The 19522-nt window shown below is 64.6% G+C and carries 15 protein-coding genes and 1 tRNA gene; 9 read left to right on the forward strand and 7 right to left on the reverse strand.

Annotation, left to right across the window (positions count from 1 at the left end; translation table 11 throughout):
• Position 1 precedes the first annotated feature (1 nt).
• From AKN83_RS10535 to AKN83_RS10545, 3 genes are all read right to left on the reverse strand, one after another.
• A complete protein-coding gene (locus AKN83_RS10535) occupies positions 2-979 on the reverse strand; it encodes a tripartite tricarboxylate transporter substrate binding protein (RefSeq protein ID WP_172803520.1) in 978 nt (325 codons plus the stop codon).
• A 74-nt stretch (positions 980-1053) separates the two neighbouring features.
• Positions 1054-1833, reverse strand: a complete 780-nt coding sequence (gene hisN / locus AKN83_RS10540) for a histidinol-phosphatase (RefSeq protein ID WP_050405806.1) — start codon at positions 1831-1833, stop codon at positions 1054-1056.
• A 567-nt stretch (positions 1834-2400) separates the two neighbouring features.
• Positions 2401-3288: an N-formylglutamate amidohydrolase gene (locus tag AKN83_RS10545; RefSeq protein WP_050405807.1), complete on the reverse strand. Its 888-nt coding sequence runs from the start codon at positions 3286-3288 to the stop codon at positions 2401-2403.
• Between the two features lie 305 nt (positions 3289-3593).
• Between AKN83_RS10545 and cpdR the strand changes: the two genes are divergently transcribed.
• Both cpdR and AKN83_RS10555 read left to right on the forward strand, forming a co-directional pair.
• Positions 3594-3953, forward strand: a complete 360-nt coding sequence (gene cpdR / locus AKN83_RS10550; protein ID WP_016843340.1) for a cell cycle two-component system response regulator CpdR — start codon at positions 3594-3596, stop codon at positions 3951-3953.
• 79 nt (positions 3954-4032) lie between these two features.
• Positions 4033-4107, forward strand: a tRNA-Val gene (locus AKN83_RS10555).
• A 257-nt stretch (positions 4108-4364) separates the two neighbouring features.
• On the opposite strand, the gene AKN83_RS10560 is transcribed toward AKN83_RS10555, so the two are convergent.
• Positions 4365-5201, reverse strand: coding sequence for a hypothetical protein (locus AKN83_RS10560; RefSeq protein WP_063695285.1), 837 nt, complete (start codon positions 5199-5201; stop codon positions 4365-4367).
• Entirely contained in the window at positions 5198-6628 is a 1431-nt protein-coding gene (locus AKN83_RS10565) for a putative bifunctional diguanylate cyclase/phosphodiesterase (protein WP_050405809.1), read from the reverse strand. Before AKN83_RS10565 ends, AKN83_RS10560 begins: the two co-directional genes overlap by 4 nt.
• Between AKN83_RS10565 and AKN83_RS40505 the strand changes: the two genes are divergently transcribed.
• The 5 genes from AKN83_RS40505 to AKN83_RS10585 all read left to right on the forward strand — a co-directional run bounded on the left by AKN83_RS40505 (position 6611) and on the right by AKN83_RS10585 (position 15725).
• Positions 6611-7300 (forward strand): hypothetical protein, encoded by a 690-nt coding sequence (locus AKN83_RS40505; protein WP_172803521.1) that lies wholly within the window; start codon positions 6611-6613, stop codon positions 7298-7300. The two genes, AKN83_RS10565 and AKN83_RS40505, sit on opposite strands and share 18 nt — an antisense overlap.
• A 562-nt stretch (positions 7301-7862) precedes the next feature.
• Positions 7863-8858 carry a helix-turn-helix domain-containing protein gene (locus AKN83_RS10570; RefSeq protein WP_244521947.1) on the forward strand — a complete coding sequence of 332 codons (996 nt, stop codon included), beginning with the start codon at positions 7863-7865 and terminating at the stop codon, positions 8856-8858.
• A gap of 336 nt (positions 8859-9194) precedes the next feature.
• Positions 9195-14387 carry a beta strand repeat-containing protein gene (locus tag AKN83_RS41710; RefSeq protein WP_063695286.1) on the forward strand — a complete coding sequence of 1731 codons (5193 nt, stop codon included), beginning with the start codon at positions 9195-9197 and terminating at the stop codon, positions 14385-14387.
• Positions 14384-14962: an invasion associated locus B family protein gene (locus AKN83_RS10580; RefSeq protein WP_050405812.1), complete on the forward strand. Its 579-nt coding sequence runs from the start codon at positions 14384-14386 to the stop codon at positions 14960-14962. The genes AKN83_RS41710 and AKN83_RS10580 overlap by 4 nt, the downstream gene beginning before the upstream one ends.
• 79 nt (positions 14963-15041) lie before the next feature.
• Positions 15042-15725, forward strand: coding sequence for a hypothetical protein (locus AKN83_RS10585; protein ID WP_063695287.1), 684 nt, complete (start codon positions 15042-15044; stop codon positions 15723-15725).
• Between the two features lie 31 nt (positions 15726-15756).
• Here the strand turns inward: AKN83_RS10585 and AKN83_RS10590 are convergent, their stop codons facing one another.
• Positions 15757-16497: an SDR family oxidoreductase gene (locus AKN83_RS10590; RefSeq protein ID WP_050405814.1), complete on the reverse strand. Its 741-nt coding sequence runs from the start codon at positions 16495-16497 to the stop codon at positions 15757-15759.
• 52 nt (positions 16498-16549) lie between these two features.
• Complete coding sequence (locus AKN83_RS10595; protein ID WP_050405815.1) at positions 16550-17116, reverse strand: TetR/AcrR family transcriptional regulator; 567 nt, start codon at positions 17114-17116, stop codon at positions 16550-16552.
• 186 nt (positions 17117-17302) lie between these two features.
• Between AKN83_RS10595 and AKN83_RS10600 the strand changes: the two genes are divergently transcribed.
• Together AKN83_RS10600 and AKN83_RS10605 are read left to right on the forward strand one after the other, a co-directional pair.
• Positions 17303-18175: an AraC family transcriptional regulator gene (locus tag AKN83_RS10600; RefSeq protein WP_050405816.1), complete on the forward strand. Its 873-nt coding sequence runs from the start codon at positions 17303-17305 to the stop codon at positions 18173-18175.
• Positions 18176-18296: 121 nt separating this feature from the next.
• Positions 18297-19493, forward strand: a complete 1197-nt coding sequence (locus AKN83_RS10605; RefSeq protein WP_050405817.1) for a CaiB/BaiF CoA transferase family protein — start codon at positions 18297-18299, stop codon at positions 19491-19493.
• Positions 19494-19522: the final 29 nt, after the last annotated feature.

The following is a 19522-nucleotide window of genomic DNA, read 5'->3' on the forward strand; positions in this document are numbered from 1 at the left end:
CCTACTTCGCCGTTATCACGCCGGCGTCCTGGATCACCTTCGCCCATCGCTTGATGTCGGCGGCGATGAAATCGCGGAAATGCTCCGGCGTGTCGCCGGCCAGAATCAGGCCCTGCGCGGCGAGCTTTGCCTTGACCGCCGGATCAGCCATCGCATCGGTGGCGAGTTTGTTCAGCTTTGCGACGATCTCGAGCGGCGTTCCGGCGGGCGCGACCATGCCGTACCAGTTCTCGATGATCAGGTCGGGCATCCCGACTTCCGCCGTGGTCGGGACGTCGGGTGCGGTCGGAGCACGCTCGCGGCCGCCGAGCGCGATTGGCCGCAACGAGCCGGCCTTGATCTGCGGCAGGATCACCGGCAGGTCGAGGAAGGTCATTTGCACCTGCTGCCCCAGGAGATCGTTCACCGCCGGCGCCGCGCCCCGATAGGGCACGTGGACGATGTCGATCTTCGCCGTCAGCTTGAACAATTCGCACGCCAGATGCGGCAGGCTGCCAGGGCCGGAGGAGGCGAAGTTGAGTTTGCCCGGCTGCGCCTTGGCGAGCGCGACCAGCTCGCTCATGCTCTTTGCCGGCACGTCGGTGGCGACGACCAGCATCTCCGGCACGGTCGCGACCAGCGTCACCGGCGCGAGATCCTTCAGCGTGTCGTAGGCGACCTTCTCCATGCTCGGGCTGATCGCCAGCGCGCCGGCGCTCGCGATCGCAATCGTATAGCCGTCGGGCGAGGCCTTCGCGACCGCATCGGTGCCGAGCACGCCGCCCTGGCCGGCGCGGTTGTCGACGATAATCGGCTGCTTCACCAGTTCAGATATCTTCTGCCCGATCACCCGCGCGATGATGTCGTTCGGGCCGCCGGGCGGGAACGGCACGATCAGCCGGACAGGCTTGGCGGGGAACTCCTTAGCCGAAGTCGCAACGGGCGCGAGAAGCAGGAGAATGGCCGCCAGCAGCCTGCCGCACATCGTCATGTCGCCCATCCCTGACTTTTCTCGTTGCGGTCAGGATGGGCGCAGATCAATCGCCCGGCAACCGAAGAATCGGGCGACGAAGCTCAGGCGTTGAGCAGCTTCATCGCGGCTTCGTGCACGCGCGGATCGCCGGCTGCGATGATGCGGCCGCCAGCTTGCGCCGGCTTGCCGTCCCAGGTGGTGACGACGCCGCCGGCGCCGGTGACGATCGGGATCAGGCCGGCAATGTCGTAGGGTTTCAGCTCGGTCTCGATCACGAGGTCGAGATGGCCGGCTGCGAGCATGCAATACGAGTAGCAGTCGCCGCCGTAGCGCGACAGGCGCGCCGCGTGCTCGACGCGGCCGAAGCGGGCGCGGTCATCCGGATTCATCAGCAGCGGGCTCGTGGTGAAGACGGTCGCCTCCTTCAGCGAGGTGCAGCGCCGTACCGAGAGCCGCCGCCCGCCCGACGGCCCGGAGTAATTCGCCGAGCCGTTGTCGCCGGAGAACCGCTCGCCGATATAGGGCTGGTGCATCATGCCGAATACCGGCGTACCTTTGTGCAGCAGCGCGATCAGCGTACCCCAGATCGGAAAGCCGGCGATGAACGACTTCGTGCCGTCGATGGGGTCGAGCACCCAAACATAGTCGGCGCCTTCCCGCTCATTGCCGAACTCCTCGCCGACGATGCCGTGCTGGGGGAAGTTCGCCTTGATCAGCCGCCGCATGACCGCTTCGGCGGCCCGGTCGGCCTCGGTGACCGGATCGAAATCGTTCGAGCTTTTATTGTCGACCGACAGCGAGGTGCGGAAGAAAGGTAGAATGGTTTCGCCGGATGCGGTCGCGAGGCGGCCGATGAAGGCGGTAAAGTCGATGACCGTCACGGCGTGTCCCTGAAATGCGCAAACGTCGCGTTAGAAGCTGGATGCGATCTTGCCTAGCTCAATCCGATGCGGCGCGCACGATTAACAGAGTGTTATCCCAGCCTGATGACCCGGTTCCGGGACTTTCGATTTGGCTTCGATTCGAAAGTCTCTCTGGCTTCGCGGCGGATCACGAAGTTGCGAGTTCTGGTATACAAGCTATGCGCTGAACGCTGTCCGATCTCGATTTCTCGCGTAAGATATTGATATTCAACATCTTAATTTGGCCTTTCGGCCGTGTTGCAGTTTCGCCAGACTTACCAACATTACAGAAGAAATGTTTCGAAAGTTCTTGCGTTTTGTGCAGCGCGGTCGCATATTGTTGCGGTGCGGTAGCGCCTCGCGCTATCGCTGCCCTCCTTGGGCGTTTCCTCCCTAGACTTGGGCCGCTTGTTCATTCAAGCGGCCCTTTTTTCTTGGGGTCGTCTCTCCGCGAGTGAATTGAGAATTCAATTCGGCGTTTGTCGCGTCGCCAATTTGAATTCGAAGTTCATGCCTTCATCGTCACCATAGTGCCCGATGAACAATTTACTCCGCCGCCGCCTGGAACGGGCCGAGATCTCCGAACGGAATTTTCGCAAGCGCATCGGCAAGCGCCGCGAAGTCGGCCGCTACCTGGGCGAAGCGCGGTCCGCGCTCGCGTTGGCGCTCATCCATATAGACCGCGCGGTTGAGCTCGATCTGCACCGTGTGCAGGCCGCTTGCCGGATTGCCGTAGTGCTCGGTGATGAAGCCGCCGGCATAGGGCTTGTTGCGGCCGACCGAATAGCCGAGCGAACCCATGGTCTCCTCGACCAGGTCGGGCAGCAGCGGCGCGCAGCTCGTGCCGTAGCGGTCGCCGATCACGATGTCGGGCCGGCGCGGCTCGTCGCGCGATACCCCGACCGACGGCATCGAATGGCAATCGACCAAGATCACGGCACCGAACGCCTGGTGCGCCTTGTTGATCAGTCGGCGCAATGCACGGTGATAGGGCTTGTAGAGCACCTCGATCCGCCGCAGCGCCTCGTCAACGTCGAGCCGCTCGCGATAAATCTCCTGTCCGTCGCCGACCACGCGCGGGATGGTGCCCAGCCCACCGGCCACTCGCATCGAGCGGGTGTTGGCAAAGCTCGGCAGCCGCCCGGTGAACATGCGCGGGTCGAGCTCGTAGGGCTCGCGGTTCACGTCGACGTAGGAACGCGGGAAGTTGACCCGGATGATGGGAAAGCCGCGATCGCTCAAGCCGGCGATCAACTCGTCCATGAAGCTATCTTCGGAGCGGCGCAGCGACGCCACGTCGATTCGCGACGCCTCAAGGAATTCGGCCGGGTAGACCGAGCCAGAATGCGGGGAATTAAAGATGATCGGCGCGCGCCAGGCCTGCGGCTCAACGATCTCGAACGGGGGCGACAACTCGCCAGCAAATTCGGTCATTCCCTTGGCGCCGTCCCTTGCGTCCGCCTCGCCCCGCAAGAACTGATTCTGCCGGAAAAGCGGAGATTTATGGGCGGGCATTGTCGGTAATCGCGATCATTCTGCCAAGTGAAAAGAGTGTGGCGCCGCCTGGAACGCGTCTTAAAGGCGTGAAATGCCGCACAAGGTTGATTCGATGCGTGGTTCGGTCCACAAATGGCTGGCGCGCATTTGCCGCTGGCTTGACGCAAATTTCACCCGAAATTTACCCTCTGTCGGGCTTATTGTTCGGACTGCTCCTCAAGCCGGATTCGACGATCCCTGCCATGCCGAAAATTCTTCTCGCCGAAGACGACACCGATATGCGCCGCTTCCTGGTCAAGGCGCTGGAAAATGCCGGTTTCAAGGTCTCTCCGCACGACAACGGCATGTCGGCCTACCAGCGGCTGCGCGAGGAGCCGTTCGAAATGCTGCTCACCGACATCGTGATGCCCGAGATGGACGGCATCGAGCTGGCGCGCCGTGCCTCGGAACTCGATCCCGATATCAAGATCATGTTCATCACCGGCTTTGCCGCGGTGGCCCTCAATTCCGATTCGGAGGCGCCGAAAAACGCCAAGGTGCTGGCCAAGCCGGTGCACCTGAGGGAATTGGTTAGCGAAGTGAACAAGTTGCTGGCGGCCTGATTCGCCAAAAAACCTTCACTTTGTATCCTTGCCTGCCCCGTCCGGGTCCGTTATAGGGACCCGATCCAAACACGGCTTTGGGTGCGTAGCTCAGCGGGAGAGCACTACCTTGACATGGTAGGGGTCACAGGTTCGATCCCTGTCGCACCCACCATCCTTCGCTCGCGCGGCGAGAGAAGGATGCCACGCCGAAGCCCAAAGGGCGAAGGCGGGCCTTTGGCTGCGAGCTACGGCTCGGCAAGCTGCGCTTCGCCATCACGACGATGCGGGGGCAGCGCGGTGTCGTCACCTGCGCATGCGGTGATCCAATATTCCAGAGACGCTTGTGCTTGAGCCGAGAAGCCGCGGCATCTCCCGGCACCGTCACTGCGTTCGCCGCGACGACATCGAGATTGTTGGCGCGGCGGTGATTCAGTGCTGCAGGTTCCTGCCGCTCCAGGGTGAGGGCCGTGCCGGCGCGGCCGCGGCGCCGACCAGCGGACGCCGATTCCAGTCCAGCACGGAGTCGCTGTGCAGCTGCTCGACGACCCACAGGAAATAAACCGAGGCGGGAATGCCGATCAGGTCGAAGACGAGCATCGATCCGCTGCCGTAAGTCGTGGCGTCGATGAGATGGATCAGCGCGCAGGAGAAGAAGACGCCCGCCAGCGCGGTCCCGGAGAGCGACCAGACGCCGGTCGCCAGATAGCGGCGCACCTGATGGTCAGCCAGGTACCAGCCGACCAAGCCGTAAGTCACGGTCACGAACACGTTGGCGTAGAACGTGGCCGAAGCAACGTCGATCCAGGTGCCTGGGAACGCAACGCGCGCGGCAAGATCGGCTGACGTGCAAAGGAACGGAATGTTTGCGCCGGGCTGGGCCATCGCCCAGGCTGCGAGCCAGCCTGCCGTGATGGCGAAGCCGCCGACCAGCAATATCGCGCGATGCGGCGAGAGGGTCATCATTCGCTCACCCTGACCACCCAATATCGTCTCGAACCGCAGGAACACGAATGTGAGTCCTGCCGGCAGCCCGAGCAGCGTGACGGCGAGCATCGACCCGGACACGCTTTCGCCCTGCAGCACCTGGAAGCCGTGCACCAGGTGATGCGGCCCGCAGCTTGCAGCCATCATCGAAAATCCGATGCCGAAGCGGGACCAGCCGCGGTAGCGATGCAGGCTGACCGTTTCCCAGGCCGACAACAGCCCGAGGCCCGCGTAAGCCAGTCCGATCGCCAGATTGCTGAGACCAATGACGAGATACATCATCGCGAGACCGTCGCCTTGGTGCCCATGGGCGCCCCGATGTGATCGAGGAATTCGTCGATGAAATAATGATGGCCGCGCCGAACCGGTCCTTCCACCGGCTGCGCAGCATGCAGCGCGCGTCCCGAACTCGGATGCCAGAGTGCCCTGGTCAGCATCGGCGCGATCTGTTCGGCGGCGACCGGCCGCGAAAAGAAATAGCCCTGGGCGACGTCGCACCCCATGCGGAGCAGCATTGCCGCCTGCTCACGCCGTTCCACCCCCTCGGCGATGGTGTGCTTGCCCATCGCGTAAGCCAGGCTCAGGATCGACGATACGATCGCCGTATCGCCCGGTTCGCTGCTGAGACCGTCGATGAAGCTGCGATCGATCTTCAGGACTTCGGCTGGCATGTCGCGCAGGCGCGACAGCGATGAGTGCTCGGTGCCGAAATCGTCGATCGCGACGAACACGCCGAGCTGCCGGATCTGATCGAGCACCTGGACGACCTCGTCCGGGGCGCTCATCATGACGCTCTCGGTGATTTCGAGACAAAGGGCGGTCGGATCGACGTTGGTGCTGGCGAGAACCTGGCAGAGCTCCTGGATGAAGGTCGGCTCCGCGATCTCGCGGGGCGAGACGTTCACGGTCATGGCCAGCCGGCAGCCCGGCATCAGCCTCGTCCACTGGGCGAGTTGGCGACAGGATTCCTGCAACACCTGCCGTCCGATCCTGACGATGAGCCCGCATTCCTCGGCGACAGGGATGAAGTCGGCGGGCGAGATGATGCCACGCTCGGGATGCCGCCAGCGCACCAGCGCCTCGACGCCGACGACACAGCCATCCTTCAGACGGACCTGCGGCTGATACTCGACGAACAGCTGCGATTCCCGCAGCGCCGCCCGCAAATCGGATTCGATTTGAACGCGCTTCTCGGCGCGGGCATGCAGATCGTCGTTGAACTCGGCCAATCGCGCACGGCCGCGGACCTTTGCCGCGTAGAGGGCGGTGTCTGCCTCGCGCAGCAATTGTTCGGCGGACTTCGTGCCGGGCTTGCAATGCGCCAGCCCGACGCTTGCCGATACCACGACTTCCTTGCCGGAGAGCAGGATCGGCTCCGCCAGCGCGCTGAGGATCCGCTTGCCGAGGTCCACTCCGGAGCGGTCCGAGGCGCGCGGATGGAGAACCACCATCTCGTCGCCGCCGAACCGGCTCGCCGTATCTTCCGGTCCGAGACAGCCAAGGATACGCCGGGCCATCTCGGACAACACCTCGTCGCCGCTGCTATGGCCGAGTGAATCGTTGACGAGCTTGAAGTTGTCGAGATCGACGAACAGAACCGCGATCCGCGCGCCGTCATCGGCCTCGCGCGCCAGTTCAAGATCCAGCCGCTCGAGCAGCAGGCTGCGGGTCGGAAGGCCGGTCAGCTGGTCATGCGCGGCCGTATGCATCAGGCGTGCAATGACGCCGCGCAGGCGCTCGACCTCCGGGTTTGTTCCGACCGATGGAACGGCGGGATCACGCTCAACGCCCGAATGCTGTTCCCTGAATGCAGTCCCGAGTCGTATTGGGATATTCGGCCGCAGCCCAGCCATTCCCGTCCCCACTATCACTACAATATGCCGGTGATGGTAGGCAGTCTGGAGTTTGCAAAAGGTTGCGTGAAGGCTGCCCGCGACTTTTGCGCGGTCACGATTTGCAAGATGGTTACAAATCTACGACAGGGGCGCGGCCCATTTGTTGCGACTTTCGTCACCGAAGTAGCCGACATCTTCCTCGGATATCCGAATGCATATCCGATCTGCGTCGCCTGCCAACGGCGGCGTTCCATGACGAGGGCATTGCTCGATTGGATCGGGCAAGACAAGACAAGACAAGACCTAGCCGGGCCGCGCCCGATCGAGGAACGCATTGGTGTTGCGGGTGCCGGCGATCAGGCCCGTGCCGCCGGCGCCGCGCGCGTGTTCATCGACGAAAGTAATGAGCCATTGTTACTTTCGTCATCTCGACGTTCAGACGCGAATGCCGCAACGTGCCACAACATGCGCACGCCTCGTGCGGCGCGCGTGCTCTGTTCCCATCGATCGCATTCACGTTGCGCTGTTGGAATGCCGCATGATTAGGCACGCGTGTTCTGGCGTTGTCGACGCGAATCCCGTACGCGGGATTCGTGCTGTGTCATGTACCGTGCTTAGGTTGCTGCGCTCTCGCGACATTCATCTCGTCTCCAGCTCGAACATCGAGAACATTCTCTGAAGTCTCTGCGACGATGCGTTGCCCGATCGCATCGCACGCATGCAATCTTGGATTTCTTCGCAGCGTGCGTTGCCGCCGCTCTGGTTCTCGCGCAGATTGTTCTCTAAATGAGCGAAGCCGACGCGGCGGTGAAACAACCGCAGCGGATCCGGCTATGACGCGACGATGATGAAGACCATGTGTGAGCCCGACTGCCGCAGGACGCATCGGCCCTATCAGGAGCGGCCGGTGTAAGCGGTTGGCGTCCGTATCCGAAAATGCTGCTTCATTGTCCGCCTGAAAATCGCCTGCCCGCCAGCGGCCGGCGACGCAACCTTGGGAATGCGCCTCCGTTGAGACGACGTTCGTCGCGACAACCGGGGACGAAAATACATGCAAGAAGACGACAATAGGCCAGGGAGCGCAGCGAAGCTCCTGGAACAAGTTCCCTTGCCGCGCGAACCTCGGAACATCAGGGACATCGTCCCGGCGGTACCGCGGCTTTTCACGACACGACTCTATCCGCCGTCGGAACAGTTCGAGGTCTGGAAGACGCGCATGGCCTCCCTGATCGACGTCGCGCCGCCCGATGGCTACAGTCCCGCACAGGGGTTCGAGGTGGAATACCTGACCTGCAACATGACCGACGTCGTCTTCACGTCAGGACGCGTTGCCGATCAAACATTCGCGCGCGTCATCGAGCCCTCGCAGGGCGCGCCGGTCGATATCTGGTGGTTGTTCCGCCTGCGCTCCGGCGAGGCCCGCTTCGAAACCGCAGAGCGGCGGATTCATGCCGGACCGGGCGCGATGTTCCTGATCTCGCTCGACGACGATTTCCGCGGCAGCATCACCGGTTATGATGGCCTGGTGCTCGCCTTGCCGCGCCGGTCATTCGCAGACGTGGCCGATCAGCTCAACGACGCCTGCAACATTCTGCTCTCGGGCAATCTGATCGAACTGCTGTCCGACTATCTCGACAGACTAGAATCGCGCCTGGTCCTGATGTCGCCGGAGGAGCTGAAACAGGCAGGGCGGGCGACCGCGCAGATGATCGCCGCATGCATCCAGCTGTCTTCGGACCGGCTGGATCAGGCGCGCAGCGCGGTCGAATCCGTGCTGTTCGAGCGTGCGCGACTCTATATAGAGACGCATCTCGGCGACTTCGACCTGACGCCGGATCGCATTGCGCAGCAATTGCGGATCTCGCGCTCCGCCCTCTACCGTGCATTCGAGAGCGTTGGCGGCGTCGCCGGCTATATCCTGCGCAAGCGGTTGCGTGCAGCACACGCAGAACTGGTCGCATCCAACGACAGGCAGGTGCAGGAGATCGCCTATCGGCACGGCTTCAAGCTGGCGTCGGATTTCACGCGCGCGTTTCGCCGCGAGTTCGGCGTCAGTCCGCGCGAGATGCGTGAACGCGTGCGCCGCAGGTCAACTGCCGGTTGAAATTTTTCGCAATACCACACGGTGCATCAAGTAAATCATTCAACTTGTGAGACGATCTGCGCGTTATTTGGACGGCCTGCTGAGTGACGTTGGTGAATATCTGTCTATCATTTTTGTCTATGACGACTCGGGGCACATTGGTAGGGCAGTCGAGCGGGCGCTGGGTGGCAAGATGCGCTCGTTGAGTTCGACACATCATCGGTCAGGACAACAAGGCAGGCGCGCGTTGCGCTGTCTTCATATCGTCACATGCGCTCCCGAAGGACGCGCATGTCGACACGGTCCGCGGCCCAGCACCCCCGACGTCTGGACAAGATGTCACAAAGGGGTCGCACCATGGTTGTCGCACGCAACTCAACCGAATCGCTGAAGAGTCAGGGCCGCTCCGGCTTCGTCCGGAGCTGGGTCGCGTCGAGCGATGCGGGCAGCCGTTCGCTGCGGCGGCGACTTCTCTCCGTGCTGCGTCAGTCCCATCGGACACTCGGTGTCAAGCGCGACCGGCTGGGGCTCGGTTCGCTGGGTGTCGGCGGAGTGGTCGGCGCGCTGCTTGTCGCCATCGGAGGCATGACTCCGCAGGCGGCGTTCGCGCAGGTTGCGATCGGAAATGGTGTCTTGAGCAACCCTGCCAACTGCAGCAACCCCACTGCTGCAACCGCAGGCAGCACGGCCATGGGTTGCGGCGCCAATGCTGCCGGCGCTAACGCAACCGCCATCGGCACCGGCACCAATGCAAATGGGCAGAACTCGCTGGCAATCGGCGATGCCAATACCGCGACCGGCGATGGCTCGATCATCGTGGGCTATGCCAATTCTGTGAACGGCCTGAATGCGATCGGCATGGGGGTCTTTGCTAACGCGACTGGCGTCAATGCTCTGGCTATCGGCGGGAACGCGCACGCCACCGGCGCCGGATCGAGCGCCTTCGGCGTCAACACCACAGCAAATGGGGCAGCTGCGACCGCCATCGGTAACGGCTCGAGCGCTTCCGGCGGCTCCTCGCTAGCCATTGGATTTAGCGCTGCCGCATCATCCCCAAACGGCTCGGGCACGGCCATCGGAACCAGCGCCAAGGCAAACGCCGGAACCGGCGGCGGCTCCCCGATCGCCATCGGCGTGAATGCCAATGCCAGCGGGACCGCTCCCTCCGGCTTCACGTTCGAGGCAGTCGCGCTCGGTACCGGATCCACCGCAACAGGGGCGTGGTCGACCAGTGTCGGTTCGAGCGCTTCTGCGACAGCGACCGGCTCCAGCGCGTTGGGTACATCCGCTGCCGCGACGGGAAATCAGTCGACAGCGCTCGGAAATGGCGCGACTGCTTCCGGGCAGGGAGCCAGCGCGTTGGGTTACACCGCCAACGCATCGGGCGCGACTACGATTGCCATCGGCTCTTCCGCCGCAGCGTCGGGGACGAGCGCATTTGCCGGAGGCAATCTCGCCACTGCATCCGGGAATTTCGCCGTTGCTTTGGGTAACCAGGCGCAGGCGCTGGCCGCGGGGGGCGCGGTTTCGATCGGATCGGGTGCAATCGTCGGCGGCACGGCGACGGGCGGTATCGCGGTCGGCAATAATGCGAGCTCCACCGGTGTTTCTGCTGCCGCTCTCGGCGTTGGGGCGTCCGCATCAGGCGGAAATGCCTCTGCCCTCGGCACCCAGGCCCAAGCGACGGGCACTTATGCAACTGCAATTGGCTCCGGCGGGACTACGGTGTCGACGCGGGTGATCGCCTCAGGCGCCGGATCGGTAGCGCTCGGCGGCAATTCGACGGCCGGCGCCAATGCTTCCGGGAATAACGCCATCGCCATCGGCGGGCAGGCGGCTGCCAGCGCCGTCAGCGCGATTGCGCTCGGCACCAATGCCGCGGCCAGTTCGACCAATGCCGTTGCGGTGGGCACCAACTCGGTGGCAACCGGCGGTCAGGCCGTCTCCATCGGCGCGAACAACACCGCCTTCGGCAACGGTGCAGTCGCGATCGGCGATCCCAGCTATGCCAGCGGCACCGGCGCCTTCACCGGCGGCGCGAACAACATCGCCAACAGCGACGGCACGGCCAGTGCCACCGCCGCCAACCAGGCCAACGGCGCGGTTGCGATCGGCAACAACAACAAGGCGATCGGGCAGGGCTCGGTTGCGCTCGGCAATGGCTCGACCGCGGGCGCTGGCGGCCTTGCCGGCAATATCGCACTGGGCGACGGCGCCACGGCGGCGGCAAAATCCGGCGATGTCGCGCTCGGCTCCGGCAGCGTCACCGCTGCGGCGGTCGGCACGCCCAACGCGGTGATCAACGGGATCACCTATTCAGGCTTCGCCGGCACCACGCCGGGTTCGACGGTCAGCGTCGGCGCGGTCGGCGCGGAACGGACCATCACCAACGTCGCGGCCGGGCGGATCAGCACGTCGAGCACGGACGCCATCAACGGCTCGCAGCTCTACAGCGTCGCCAATACGCTCTCGAGCCAGATCACCGCCGGCGCGATCCACGATTATAGCGTCAACAGTGTGAGCACGGGCACGGATACCAACTACAACAACGCTGGAGCCACAGGCGCCAATGCGCTTGCGGCAGGGGTGAGCGCTGCGGCGTCCGGCGTGGACGCCGTCGCGGTTGGATACATCGCCAAGGCGACCGGCCAATTCAGCACCGCGGTCGGCCCCAATGCCCAGGCTTCGGCCACGTCCAGCACTGCGGTCGGCCAGAATGCAGCGGCCTCCGATGCTCAGGCGACCTCTCTCGGTGTCAATTCGAGTGCCGGTGCCGCGAATGCACTCGCGCTCGGCGCCAACGCCAACGCGAGCAATGCCGGCGCTATTGCGCTCGGCTCCGGCAGCGTCACGTCGGCCGCTGTCAACACGCCGAACACGGTGATCAACGGCACCACCTACAGCTTCGCCGGGACGACAGCGCTCTCGACCGTCAGCGTCGGCGCGCTTGGCGCAGAACGCACCATCACCAACGTCGCTGCGGGACGCCTCAGCAACTCTTCGACCGACGCGATCAACGGCTCGCAGCTGTTCGCCACCAACCAGGCGGTCGACAGCCTCGCAAATACCGTCAACAACATCAACGTCGGGGGCGGCATCAAGTACTTCCATGCCAATTCGACGCTGGCGGATTCCTCCGCAGTGGGCACCGACTCGGTTGCGATCGGCCCGGTGTCGACAGCGACCGGCACCAATGCCATCTCGGTTGGTAACGCCTCGGCGGCCAGCGGCAACAATGCGATCGCCGCCGGCTACCAATCTACCGCATCGGCGCTCGATGCAGTGGCGTTGGGATACATATCCAAGGCGACAGGCCAATTCAGCACGGCGATCGGACCCAATGCCCAGGCCTCGGCGACGTCAAGCACGGCGATCGGCCAGAATGCGGCGGCCTCCGACGTTCAGGCGACCTCCCTCGGTGTCAATTCGAGTGCGGGAGCTGCGAATGCGCTCGCGCTCGGCGCCAATGCCAGCGCCGCGAACGCCGGCGCGGTCGCGCTCGGCTCCGGCAGCGTCACTGCCGCGGCGGTTCAAACCGGCAGCATGGTGATCGGCACCACCACCTATAGCTTCGCCGGCACCACCCCGCTCTCGACGATCAGCGTCGGCTCCGTCGGCAACGAACGCACCATCACCAATGTCGCGGCGGGACGAGTCAGCAACGGCTCGACCGACGCGATCAACGGCTCGCAGCTGTTTGCCGCGACTTCGGCGATCGACAGCCTCTCGACTGTCGTCAACAACGGCCTGACGCATTATTACAGCTACAACGACGGCGGCACCCAGCAGGCCAACTACAACAACAACGGCGCGACCGGGGCCAACTCGATGGCGGCCGGCGTCGCCGCGTCGGCAACCGCAGCCAATTCCACCGCGCTCGGCTTCAACACCCAGGCGACGGTCGATGGCGGCGTTGCGATCGGTTCGGGCTCGATCTCAAACCGCGCGCTCGCGCCGGCGTCCGGCACGATCGGCGGCACCATCATTCCCTACAACACCACCGATCTCGCGTTGCTCGGCGCGGTGTCGGTCGGCAATGCGACGAGCTATCGCCAGATCACCAATGTGGCTGACGGCACCCAGTCGAGCGACGCGGTCACCGTGCGGCAGCTGACCGGCGCGCTGACCTCGTTTGCGACCACGACGACGAAATACTTCCACGCCAACTCGACGCTCGCCGACTCGCTCGCGGTCGGCAACAATTCCGTCGCGGTCGGACCTGCGACCGTGGTCAATGGCGACAACGGCATCGGCATGGGCTTTGGCGCAACCGTGGCGCAGACCGCGCCCGGCGGCATCGCGATCGGCCAGAATTCGGTGTCCAACTTCACCGATTCGATCGCATTCGGAACCAACGCGGCGGCCAACGGCATCCAGTCGGTGTCGATTGGCGCTGGAGCCCAGACCACCAACCCGACCAGCGTCGCACTCGGCCCGAATGCCAAGGCGACCGCGCAGGCCGGCGACGTCGCGCTCGGCGCCAATTCGACCACACAGGCGGTGGTCAAGACCGCCAGCACCACGATCGCCGGCACCACCTACGACTTCGCCGGCACCAATCCGACCTCGACCGTCAGCGTCGGCAGCGCCGGTGCCGAGCGTACCATCACCAACGTGGCCGCGGGCCAGATCAGCTCGACCTCGACGGATGCGATCAACGGCTCGCAGCTCTGGGCCACCAACACCTCGCTCGCCGCGCTCTACACCACGGTCAGCAACATCTCGACCGGCGGCGGCGGCGTGAAATATTTCCACGCCAATTCGACCGCGGCGGATTCCATTGCGACCGGTGCGGAGAGCGTCGCGATCGGACCGCGGTCGGTGGCGAGCGGTGCCAATGCGATCTCGATGGGCAACGGCTCGGCCGCGTCGGGCGACAATTCGGTCGCGATCGGCGCCGGCGCCAAGGCAACGGCGGCCAACTCGCTGGCGCTCGGCGCGAACTCAACCACCACCGCCAATCTGAGCGATGCGGCCTATACGCCCGTCGTCGGCAAGAGCGTCGCGGGGGTTGCGACCGGCGAAGTGTCGGTCGGCTCGGCCGGCGCCGAACGCCGCGTCACCAATGTCGCCGCCGGCTCGGCCGCGACGGATGCGGTCAATGTCAGCCAGCTGCAGGCGGTTGCCAGTAGCTCGATCCGCTACGACACCGATGCCTCCGGCAACACCACCAACAAGGTGACGCTGAACAGCGGCAATGGCGGACCGGTGACGATCAGCAACGTGGCGGCGGGTGTCGCCGGCACCGACGCGGTCAACGTCAACCAGCTCAACAGCGCGTTCCAGCAACTCAACGGCCAGATCGGCGAGGTGCGGCAGGACGCCTGGCGCGCCGCCGCGATCGGCATGGCTGCGGCATCGCTGCGCTATGACGACCGGCCCGGCAAGATCAGCGCATCGGCCGGTGGCGGCGTCTGGCGCAGCCAGGGCGCGCTCGCCTTCGGTATCGGCTACACCAGCGAGAACGGCAAGCTGCGCACCAACGCGGCGGCAACCACCGCCGGCGGCGACTGGGGCGTCAGTGCCGGCGTGAGCCTGACGCTCAATTGACGCTGACGGCGACGAGGCGGCTGGCGTGTCTGGCTTTTGCGATCTGGCTCGGTGCGGCGGCGAGCGCCGCCGCACAGGGCGCGCCGCCAGCTGCCTACAGCGTGAAGCCGTCCGACGTCGTGGTGCCGGAAGGCGAGACGCTCGGCGAGTTCAGGCGGATGATCCAGCCGTTCAAGAACTGGACCCTGATCTGCGACGAGAGTCTCAAATCCAAGCGCCGCGTCTGCAACGTCACGCAGTCGATCGTCAACGCGCAGGGCGCGGTCGCCTTCAACTGGTCGCTGATTGCGACCGCCGACGGCAAGCCGCTGATGGCGATGCGGATTCCCGCAGCCGCTGGCGTCGGCGCGCAGATCGAGCTCGCGATGGGCGATAGTCCCGACCGCATCGTCGCGCAGACCGATCGCTGCGACGCCAATTTCTGCTTTGCCACGGTCGCGATCGGCAATGTGCTGAGGCGGCACATCCGGGCGGCGACGCCGTGCCTTGTGTCCTATCAGCTTCCGCAAGCAGGGCCGATCGTGCTGGAAGCGCCGCTCGATGGACTGTCCGGTGTGCTGGCGAAACTGAAATGAAGCGAGGTCGGACATGCGGATGAGGAATTCCGGCATCCGGCTCGAAACTGAAGTGCGAAGTGAAAAGGACGGATTGTCGATGCGGCGCACCCTTGGATTGATCTTTGTTGCGGTCGTCGTGGCCGCGCTCGGTGCTGCCGGCGTCGTGGTCTACGCGCAGCAAACGCAACCTGCACCCTTGCAGCCGGCCGCACCTGCACCGGCCAAGAAGCCTGCCGCCGCTGCGAAGCCACAGCCGCACAAGTCGCAGCCGCGCCCGCAGGAGGCGCAGACGCCAGCGGCAGCCGCGGCATCCGTTCCACAGCAGCAGGCGGGGCAGCAGCCGACCGTGTTCGACGATCATGCGCGGCAGGGCAACATCGCGACCTGCGCCAATCTGTTCGGGCTGCTCGGCCGCGGTCTTGCGACCAACTCCAACTACACCGCGCAGTCGCAGTGGGATGCCAAGGCCGGCAATTCGCATTCGGTGCAGTCGCTGGTCGCACTCGCACCCAACCAGGCGCCGCAGGGCAGCGCTGCCCAGCGCGCCGCCGGCATCGTGTTTGCCGCGCCGGTCGGGTCGTCCTGCGAGGGCAATCTGGTGCGGGTAACGCCGAGCGCGGAAAGCTGCCCGACGGTTGCAGCCGAACTCGCCAAGCTCAACGGGCAAAGCGGCGCGCTCGGTGACCTCGCGACGATCGCGCTGCCGAACGGCGCGCAGGTGGTGCTGATTCCGTTCGGCAACGCCTGCGTCGCGGTGACCGCGCTCCGGGTCGCCGGATAGCGCGGCGCTGTCGCATCGTGACGGCGTTCGATCAGAGAACGTAGCCGCCGTCGATGGTGATGCTGGTGCCCGTGATCAGGCTCGCGCTGCTGCTGGCCAGGAAGCAGACGGCCGATGCGACATCGTCCGGACTGTTCAGGCGGCGCAATGGAATCCTCTCCTTCAGCCAATCGGCCATGCCGGCGGTCATGTCGGTTTCCGTCGGTCCCGGCTGCAGATTGTTGACCGTGATCTGCCGCGGGGCCAAATCGAGTGCTGCGGTCTTCACGAGTGACGCGACCGCGGCCTTCGTCATTGCATAGGCGCTGCCGCCGGCGGCGCCGGTCCTGATTGCCGTATTGCTCCCGATGGTGATGATCCGCCCGCCGTCACGCATGGCGGCGGTGGAGGCCTGCATCGCCAGGAACACGCCGCGAATGTTCACATTGAGCAGCAGATCGAGATCGTCGGGATTGAACGACTCGATCGATCCGAGGCGAAGCACGCCGGCATTGATGACCGCGACGTCGAGCAGTCCGAGTTGATCGGTGGCCTCCGCGACGGCGCGCTGGATCGCGGCGGGATCGCCGCTGTCGGCGTGGATCGCGATTGCCTTGCCTCCCGCTCCGGATACTGCGTCGCATACCTCGCGCGCCTTGTCGGGCCTGCTCACATAGGTGAGGGCGACCGAGAACTTCTCCGCCGCGAGGCGCTTGGCGATCGCGGCGCCGATCCCCCGGGAGCCCCCGAATATGAGGGCGGTGCGTGGGTTATCCGATACTGGGTCAGTCATTTCCGTGCTTCCTTTCTTATTGGAATGTTCATTCCAGAATAGGCCAAAAAAATTACACGAGGGCCCGCATCGCCAACTGTCCGAGTGCCCGCAGCCGCCGCTGTCCGGCGCCACCACGGGCGGCGATCCGGATGCCTGCGAACGATGCGTGGAGGAATTCGGTCGCGCTCGACGGATCGATTTCGGCTGCCACGTCTCCCTGCGCCTGAGCTTCGCGGATTCGCGCCACGATCGCTTTGCTCAGAGCGCGTCCCGCATTGTCACGAATAGTCGCAAGCTCGGGCTTGCCGGTGCCGAATTCGCAGATCGAATTGACGCCCAGACACGCCTCCGCTGCGTCATCCACCACGCGCTCGACCATGGCGCGAAGGCCGTCGACCGCGCGCGGCTGGCTTGCGAGGGCTGACAAATGTGCCGCGGTCTCTCGGGCGGCATAGCGCTGCACTGCGGCGAGATACAGCTGCCACTTGTCGCCGAACGTGTCGTAAAGGCTTTGCCGGCCGATGCCGAGCGTTCGCACTAGCATTTCGGCCGACGTGCCCTCGTAGCCGTGCTCGCGGAATACGCGGATCGCGGCATCGAGCGCCTCTTCTGCAATGAATTCCTTTGGTCGTGCCATTGTTTGGCAATGACAGATTTGGAATGATCGGTCGAGAACCGCTGACATCACGGTCCCATGCGCAATCCTCCGCAACTGCCCGCTAACATCTTGGCGATCAGCGATCAAAGGGCTGGATTTCTGGCGCCGGATCGTCAATTCTGATTTGGAACTTACCATCCGTGCCAAACGCGGAGGAGATGTCCCATGGAGGAAGCGCGTCCGGAGCGGTTTGTCCGCGAGGTCGGCGGTGAGCTGGTGTCGTCCGTCATCGCGCGGTCGGAGCCGATCAGGGTCGAGCTGCTCAGGCGGACCTCGCGGCCGCGCATGAACTGGCACTTCCGGCAGCCTGAACTGACGTTGTTCTGGTTCCGCAACGGCTGCTCGCGGTTGCAGGCCACGATCGACGGCCGTCCGGTCGAATATGAGTTCTCCAGGGCGGCCAACCTCGCGCTGTTCCCGGCCGGTACCGAGATCGAGGGCGAGTGGTCGGTCGGCCCGGCATTCGACTATGTCGTCGTTTTCCTCGACCCGAAATTCGTGCAGAGCCGTCTCAACGGCTTGATCGAAACATCAGCGATTGCGTTCGGCCATGACCAGCTCTGCCGCGGTCTCTCCGAGCTTTGCCAGGAAGCGGCCACGCCGGACAATCTGTTCGATCTGTTCGCCGAAGGCTGGGCCAGCCAGGCGCTGGCCCATATGGCGCGGCTCTCGCGCGTTGCAGAACCCGCGAAGGCGCCGAGCCGTGGCGGACTGCCGGCGCTCAAGCTGCGGCGGATCGAAGAATTCGTCAGGGCCAATCTTGGCGAGACGATCTCGTTGTCGGCACTGTCAGATGTTGCCGGTCTCAGCAAGCGGCATTTCCTGCGCGCGTTCCAGGAGAGCATGGGCACCAGCCCGCATCGCTATGTGCTTGGCCTGCGCATCGAGGTCGCCAAGCGCCGGCTCAGCGACACCGACGAGAGCCTGACCAGCATCGCGTTGGCGTCGGGGTTCAGCCACGCCCAGCATTTCTCGTCGACGTTCAGGCAAGTCACGGGCGTCAGTCCGTCGGTATTCCGGCAGCAGGGCCGGGCGTGAGTTTCGGCGCTTTTTTGCAAGTCGAGGCGCTTTCCAGCAAGCGCCGGCGGGCCCGTCCATCGTATGCCGAGGTTGCGCGCAAGGCTTGGTCGCGTCCGCGCATTGGAGAAGGAAGCAAAGCATGCCAGGGCCATTGGCGGGAGTTCGCGTACTTGATCTGACCGGTGTCGTTTCCGGTCCGTTCGCGACGATGTTCCTGGCCGATCAGGGCGCGGACGTCCTGAAAGTCGAACCGATCGGCGGCGACATCACCCGCCGCAGCCGGGCCAATGTCGACAAGACCGGCGAGTTCTCGGCGCTGTTCATCTCGTCGAACCGCGGCAAGCGTTCGCTCTCGATCGACATGAAGACGGATGCCGGCCGGGACGTGCTGAGCAAGCTGGTGATGCAGTCCGACGTGCTGGTGCAGAATTTCCGGCCCGGCACGATGGAACGTCTCGGGCTCGGTCCGGACCAGGTGCGCAGGAAGAATCCGCGGCTGATCTATGTCTCGATCAGCGGCGTCGGCGAAGACGGGCCTTACGCCAAGAAGCGCGTCTACGATCCGATCGTGCAGGCCCTGTCGGGCTTCTGCGATATCCAGGCGCAGCCGGTGACCAACCGTCCGCAGATGATCCGGACCATCGTGGCCGACAAGACCACGGCGGTCTATGCCGCGCAGGCGATCACCGCGGCGCTCTACGCGCGGGAAAAATCCGGCAGCGGCCAGCACATCCAGGTGGCGATGCTCGACGCGATGATCGCCTATCTCTGGCCGGAAGGCATGATGCAGTACACGGTGGTTGGCCGGGAACAGGCGACGGCGGATCCGAACGATCGTCCCGATCTCGTGTTCCAGACCTCGGACGGATACCTCACTTGCGGAACGATCTCCGACTCCGAATGGCAGGGCTTCTGCAAAGCTACCGGCGACCCGGAGCTTGCCAGAGATGAACGCTTCGCCACGCCAGCGTCGCGCTCGGTCAACGCGACGGCGCGCATCAACAAGATGCAGGACTATATCGGCAGGCACACCACCGCCGAATGGCTGGCTCGGCTCGATGCGGCCGACGTGCCCTGCGCGCCGATCCTCAGGCGCGGCGAAATCATTGCCAACGAGCAGGTGGTCGCTCGTGGGCTGATCGCCGAGCTGGAGCAGCCCGGCGTCGGCACCGTGCGGCAGCCGAAGCCTGCGGCGCGGTTCGAGGTCGACGCCGCCGCGATCGGCGGCCCGGCCCCGCGCATCGGCCAGCATACCAGGCAGGTACTGCGCGATCTCGGTTACGGCGAAGCCGTCATCGCAGAGATGATCGAGCAGAAGGCCGTGCGCGCGGTCTGAGCGACCACGCGACGCAACGTCACCATTGC

It is taken from the genome of Bradyrhizobium embrapense, assembly GCF_001189235.2.
GTDB classification, from domain to species: domain Bacteria; phylum Pseudomonadota; class Alphaproteobacteria; order Rhizobiales; family Xanthobacteraceae; genus Bradyrhizobium; species Bradyrhizobium embrapense.

Excerpts from the sequence above, each read along its gene's own strand:
- AKN83_RS41710 (WP_063695286.1), top strand. The coding sequence starts at position 9,195 with ATGGTTGTCGCACGCAACTCAACCGAATCGCTGAAGAGTCAGGGCCGC.
- AKN83_RS10585 (WP_063695287.1), top strand. The coding sequence starts at position 15,042 with ATGCGGCGCACCCTTGGATTGATCTTTGTTGCGGTCGTCGTGGCCGCG.
- AKN83_RS10590 (WP_050405814.1), bottom strand. The coding sequence starts at position 16,497 with ATGACTGACCCAGTATCGGATAACCCACGCACCGCCCTCATATTCGGG.
- cpdR (WP_016843340.1), top strand. The coding sequence starts at position 3,594 with ATGCCGAAAATTCTTCTCGCCGAAGACGACACCGATATGCGCCGCTTC.
- AKN83_RS10560 (WP_063695285.1), bottom strand. The coding sequence starts at position 5,201 with ATGATGTATCTCGTCATTGGTCTCAGCAATCTGGCGATCGGACTGGCT.
- AKN83_RS10600 (WP_050405816.1), top strand. The coding sequence starts at position 17,303 with ATGGAGGAAGCGCGTCCGGAGCGGTTTGTCCGCGAGGTCGGCGGTGAG.
- AKN83_RS10595 (WP_050405815.1), bottom strand. The coding sequence starts at position 17,116 with ATGGCACGACCAAAGGAATTCATTGCAGAAGAGGCGCTCGATGCCGCG.
- AKN83_RS10545 (WP_050405807.1), bottom strand. The coding sequence starts at position 3,288 with ATGACCGAATTTGCTGGCGAGTTGTCGCCCCCGTTCGAGATCGTTGAG.
- AKN83_RS10565 (WP_050405809.1), bottom strand. The coding sequence starts at position 6,628 with ATGCATACGGCCGCGCATGACCAGCTGACCGGCCTTCCGACCCGCAGC.
- AKN83_RS40505 (WP_172803521.1), top strand. The coding sequence starts at position 6,611 with ATGCGCGGCCGTATGCATCAGGCGTGCAATGACGCCGCGCAGGCGCTC.
- AKN83_RS10605 (WP_050405817.1), top strand. The coding sequence starts at position 18,297 with ATGCCAGGGCCATTGGCGGGAGTTCGCGTACTTGATCTGACCGGTGTC.
- AKN83_RS10535 (WP_172803520.1), bottom strand. The coding sequence starts at position 979 with ATGGGCGACATGACGATGTGCGGCAGGCTGCTGGCGGCCATTCTCCTG.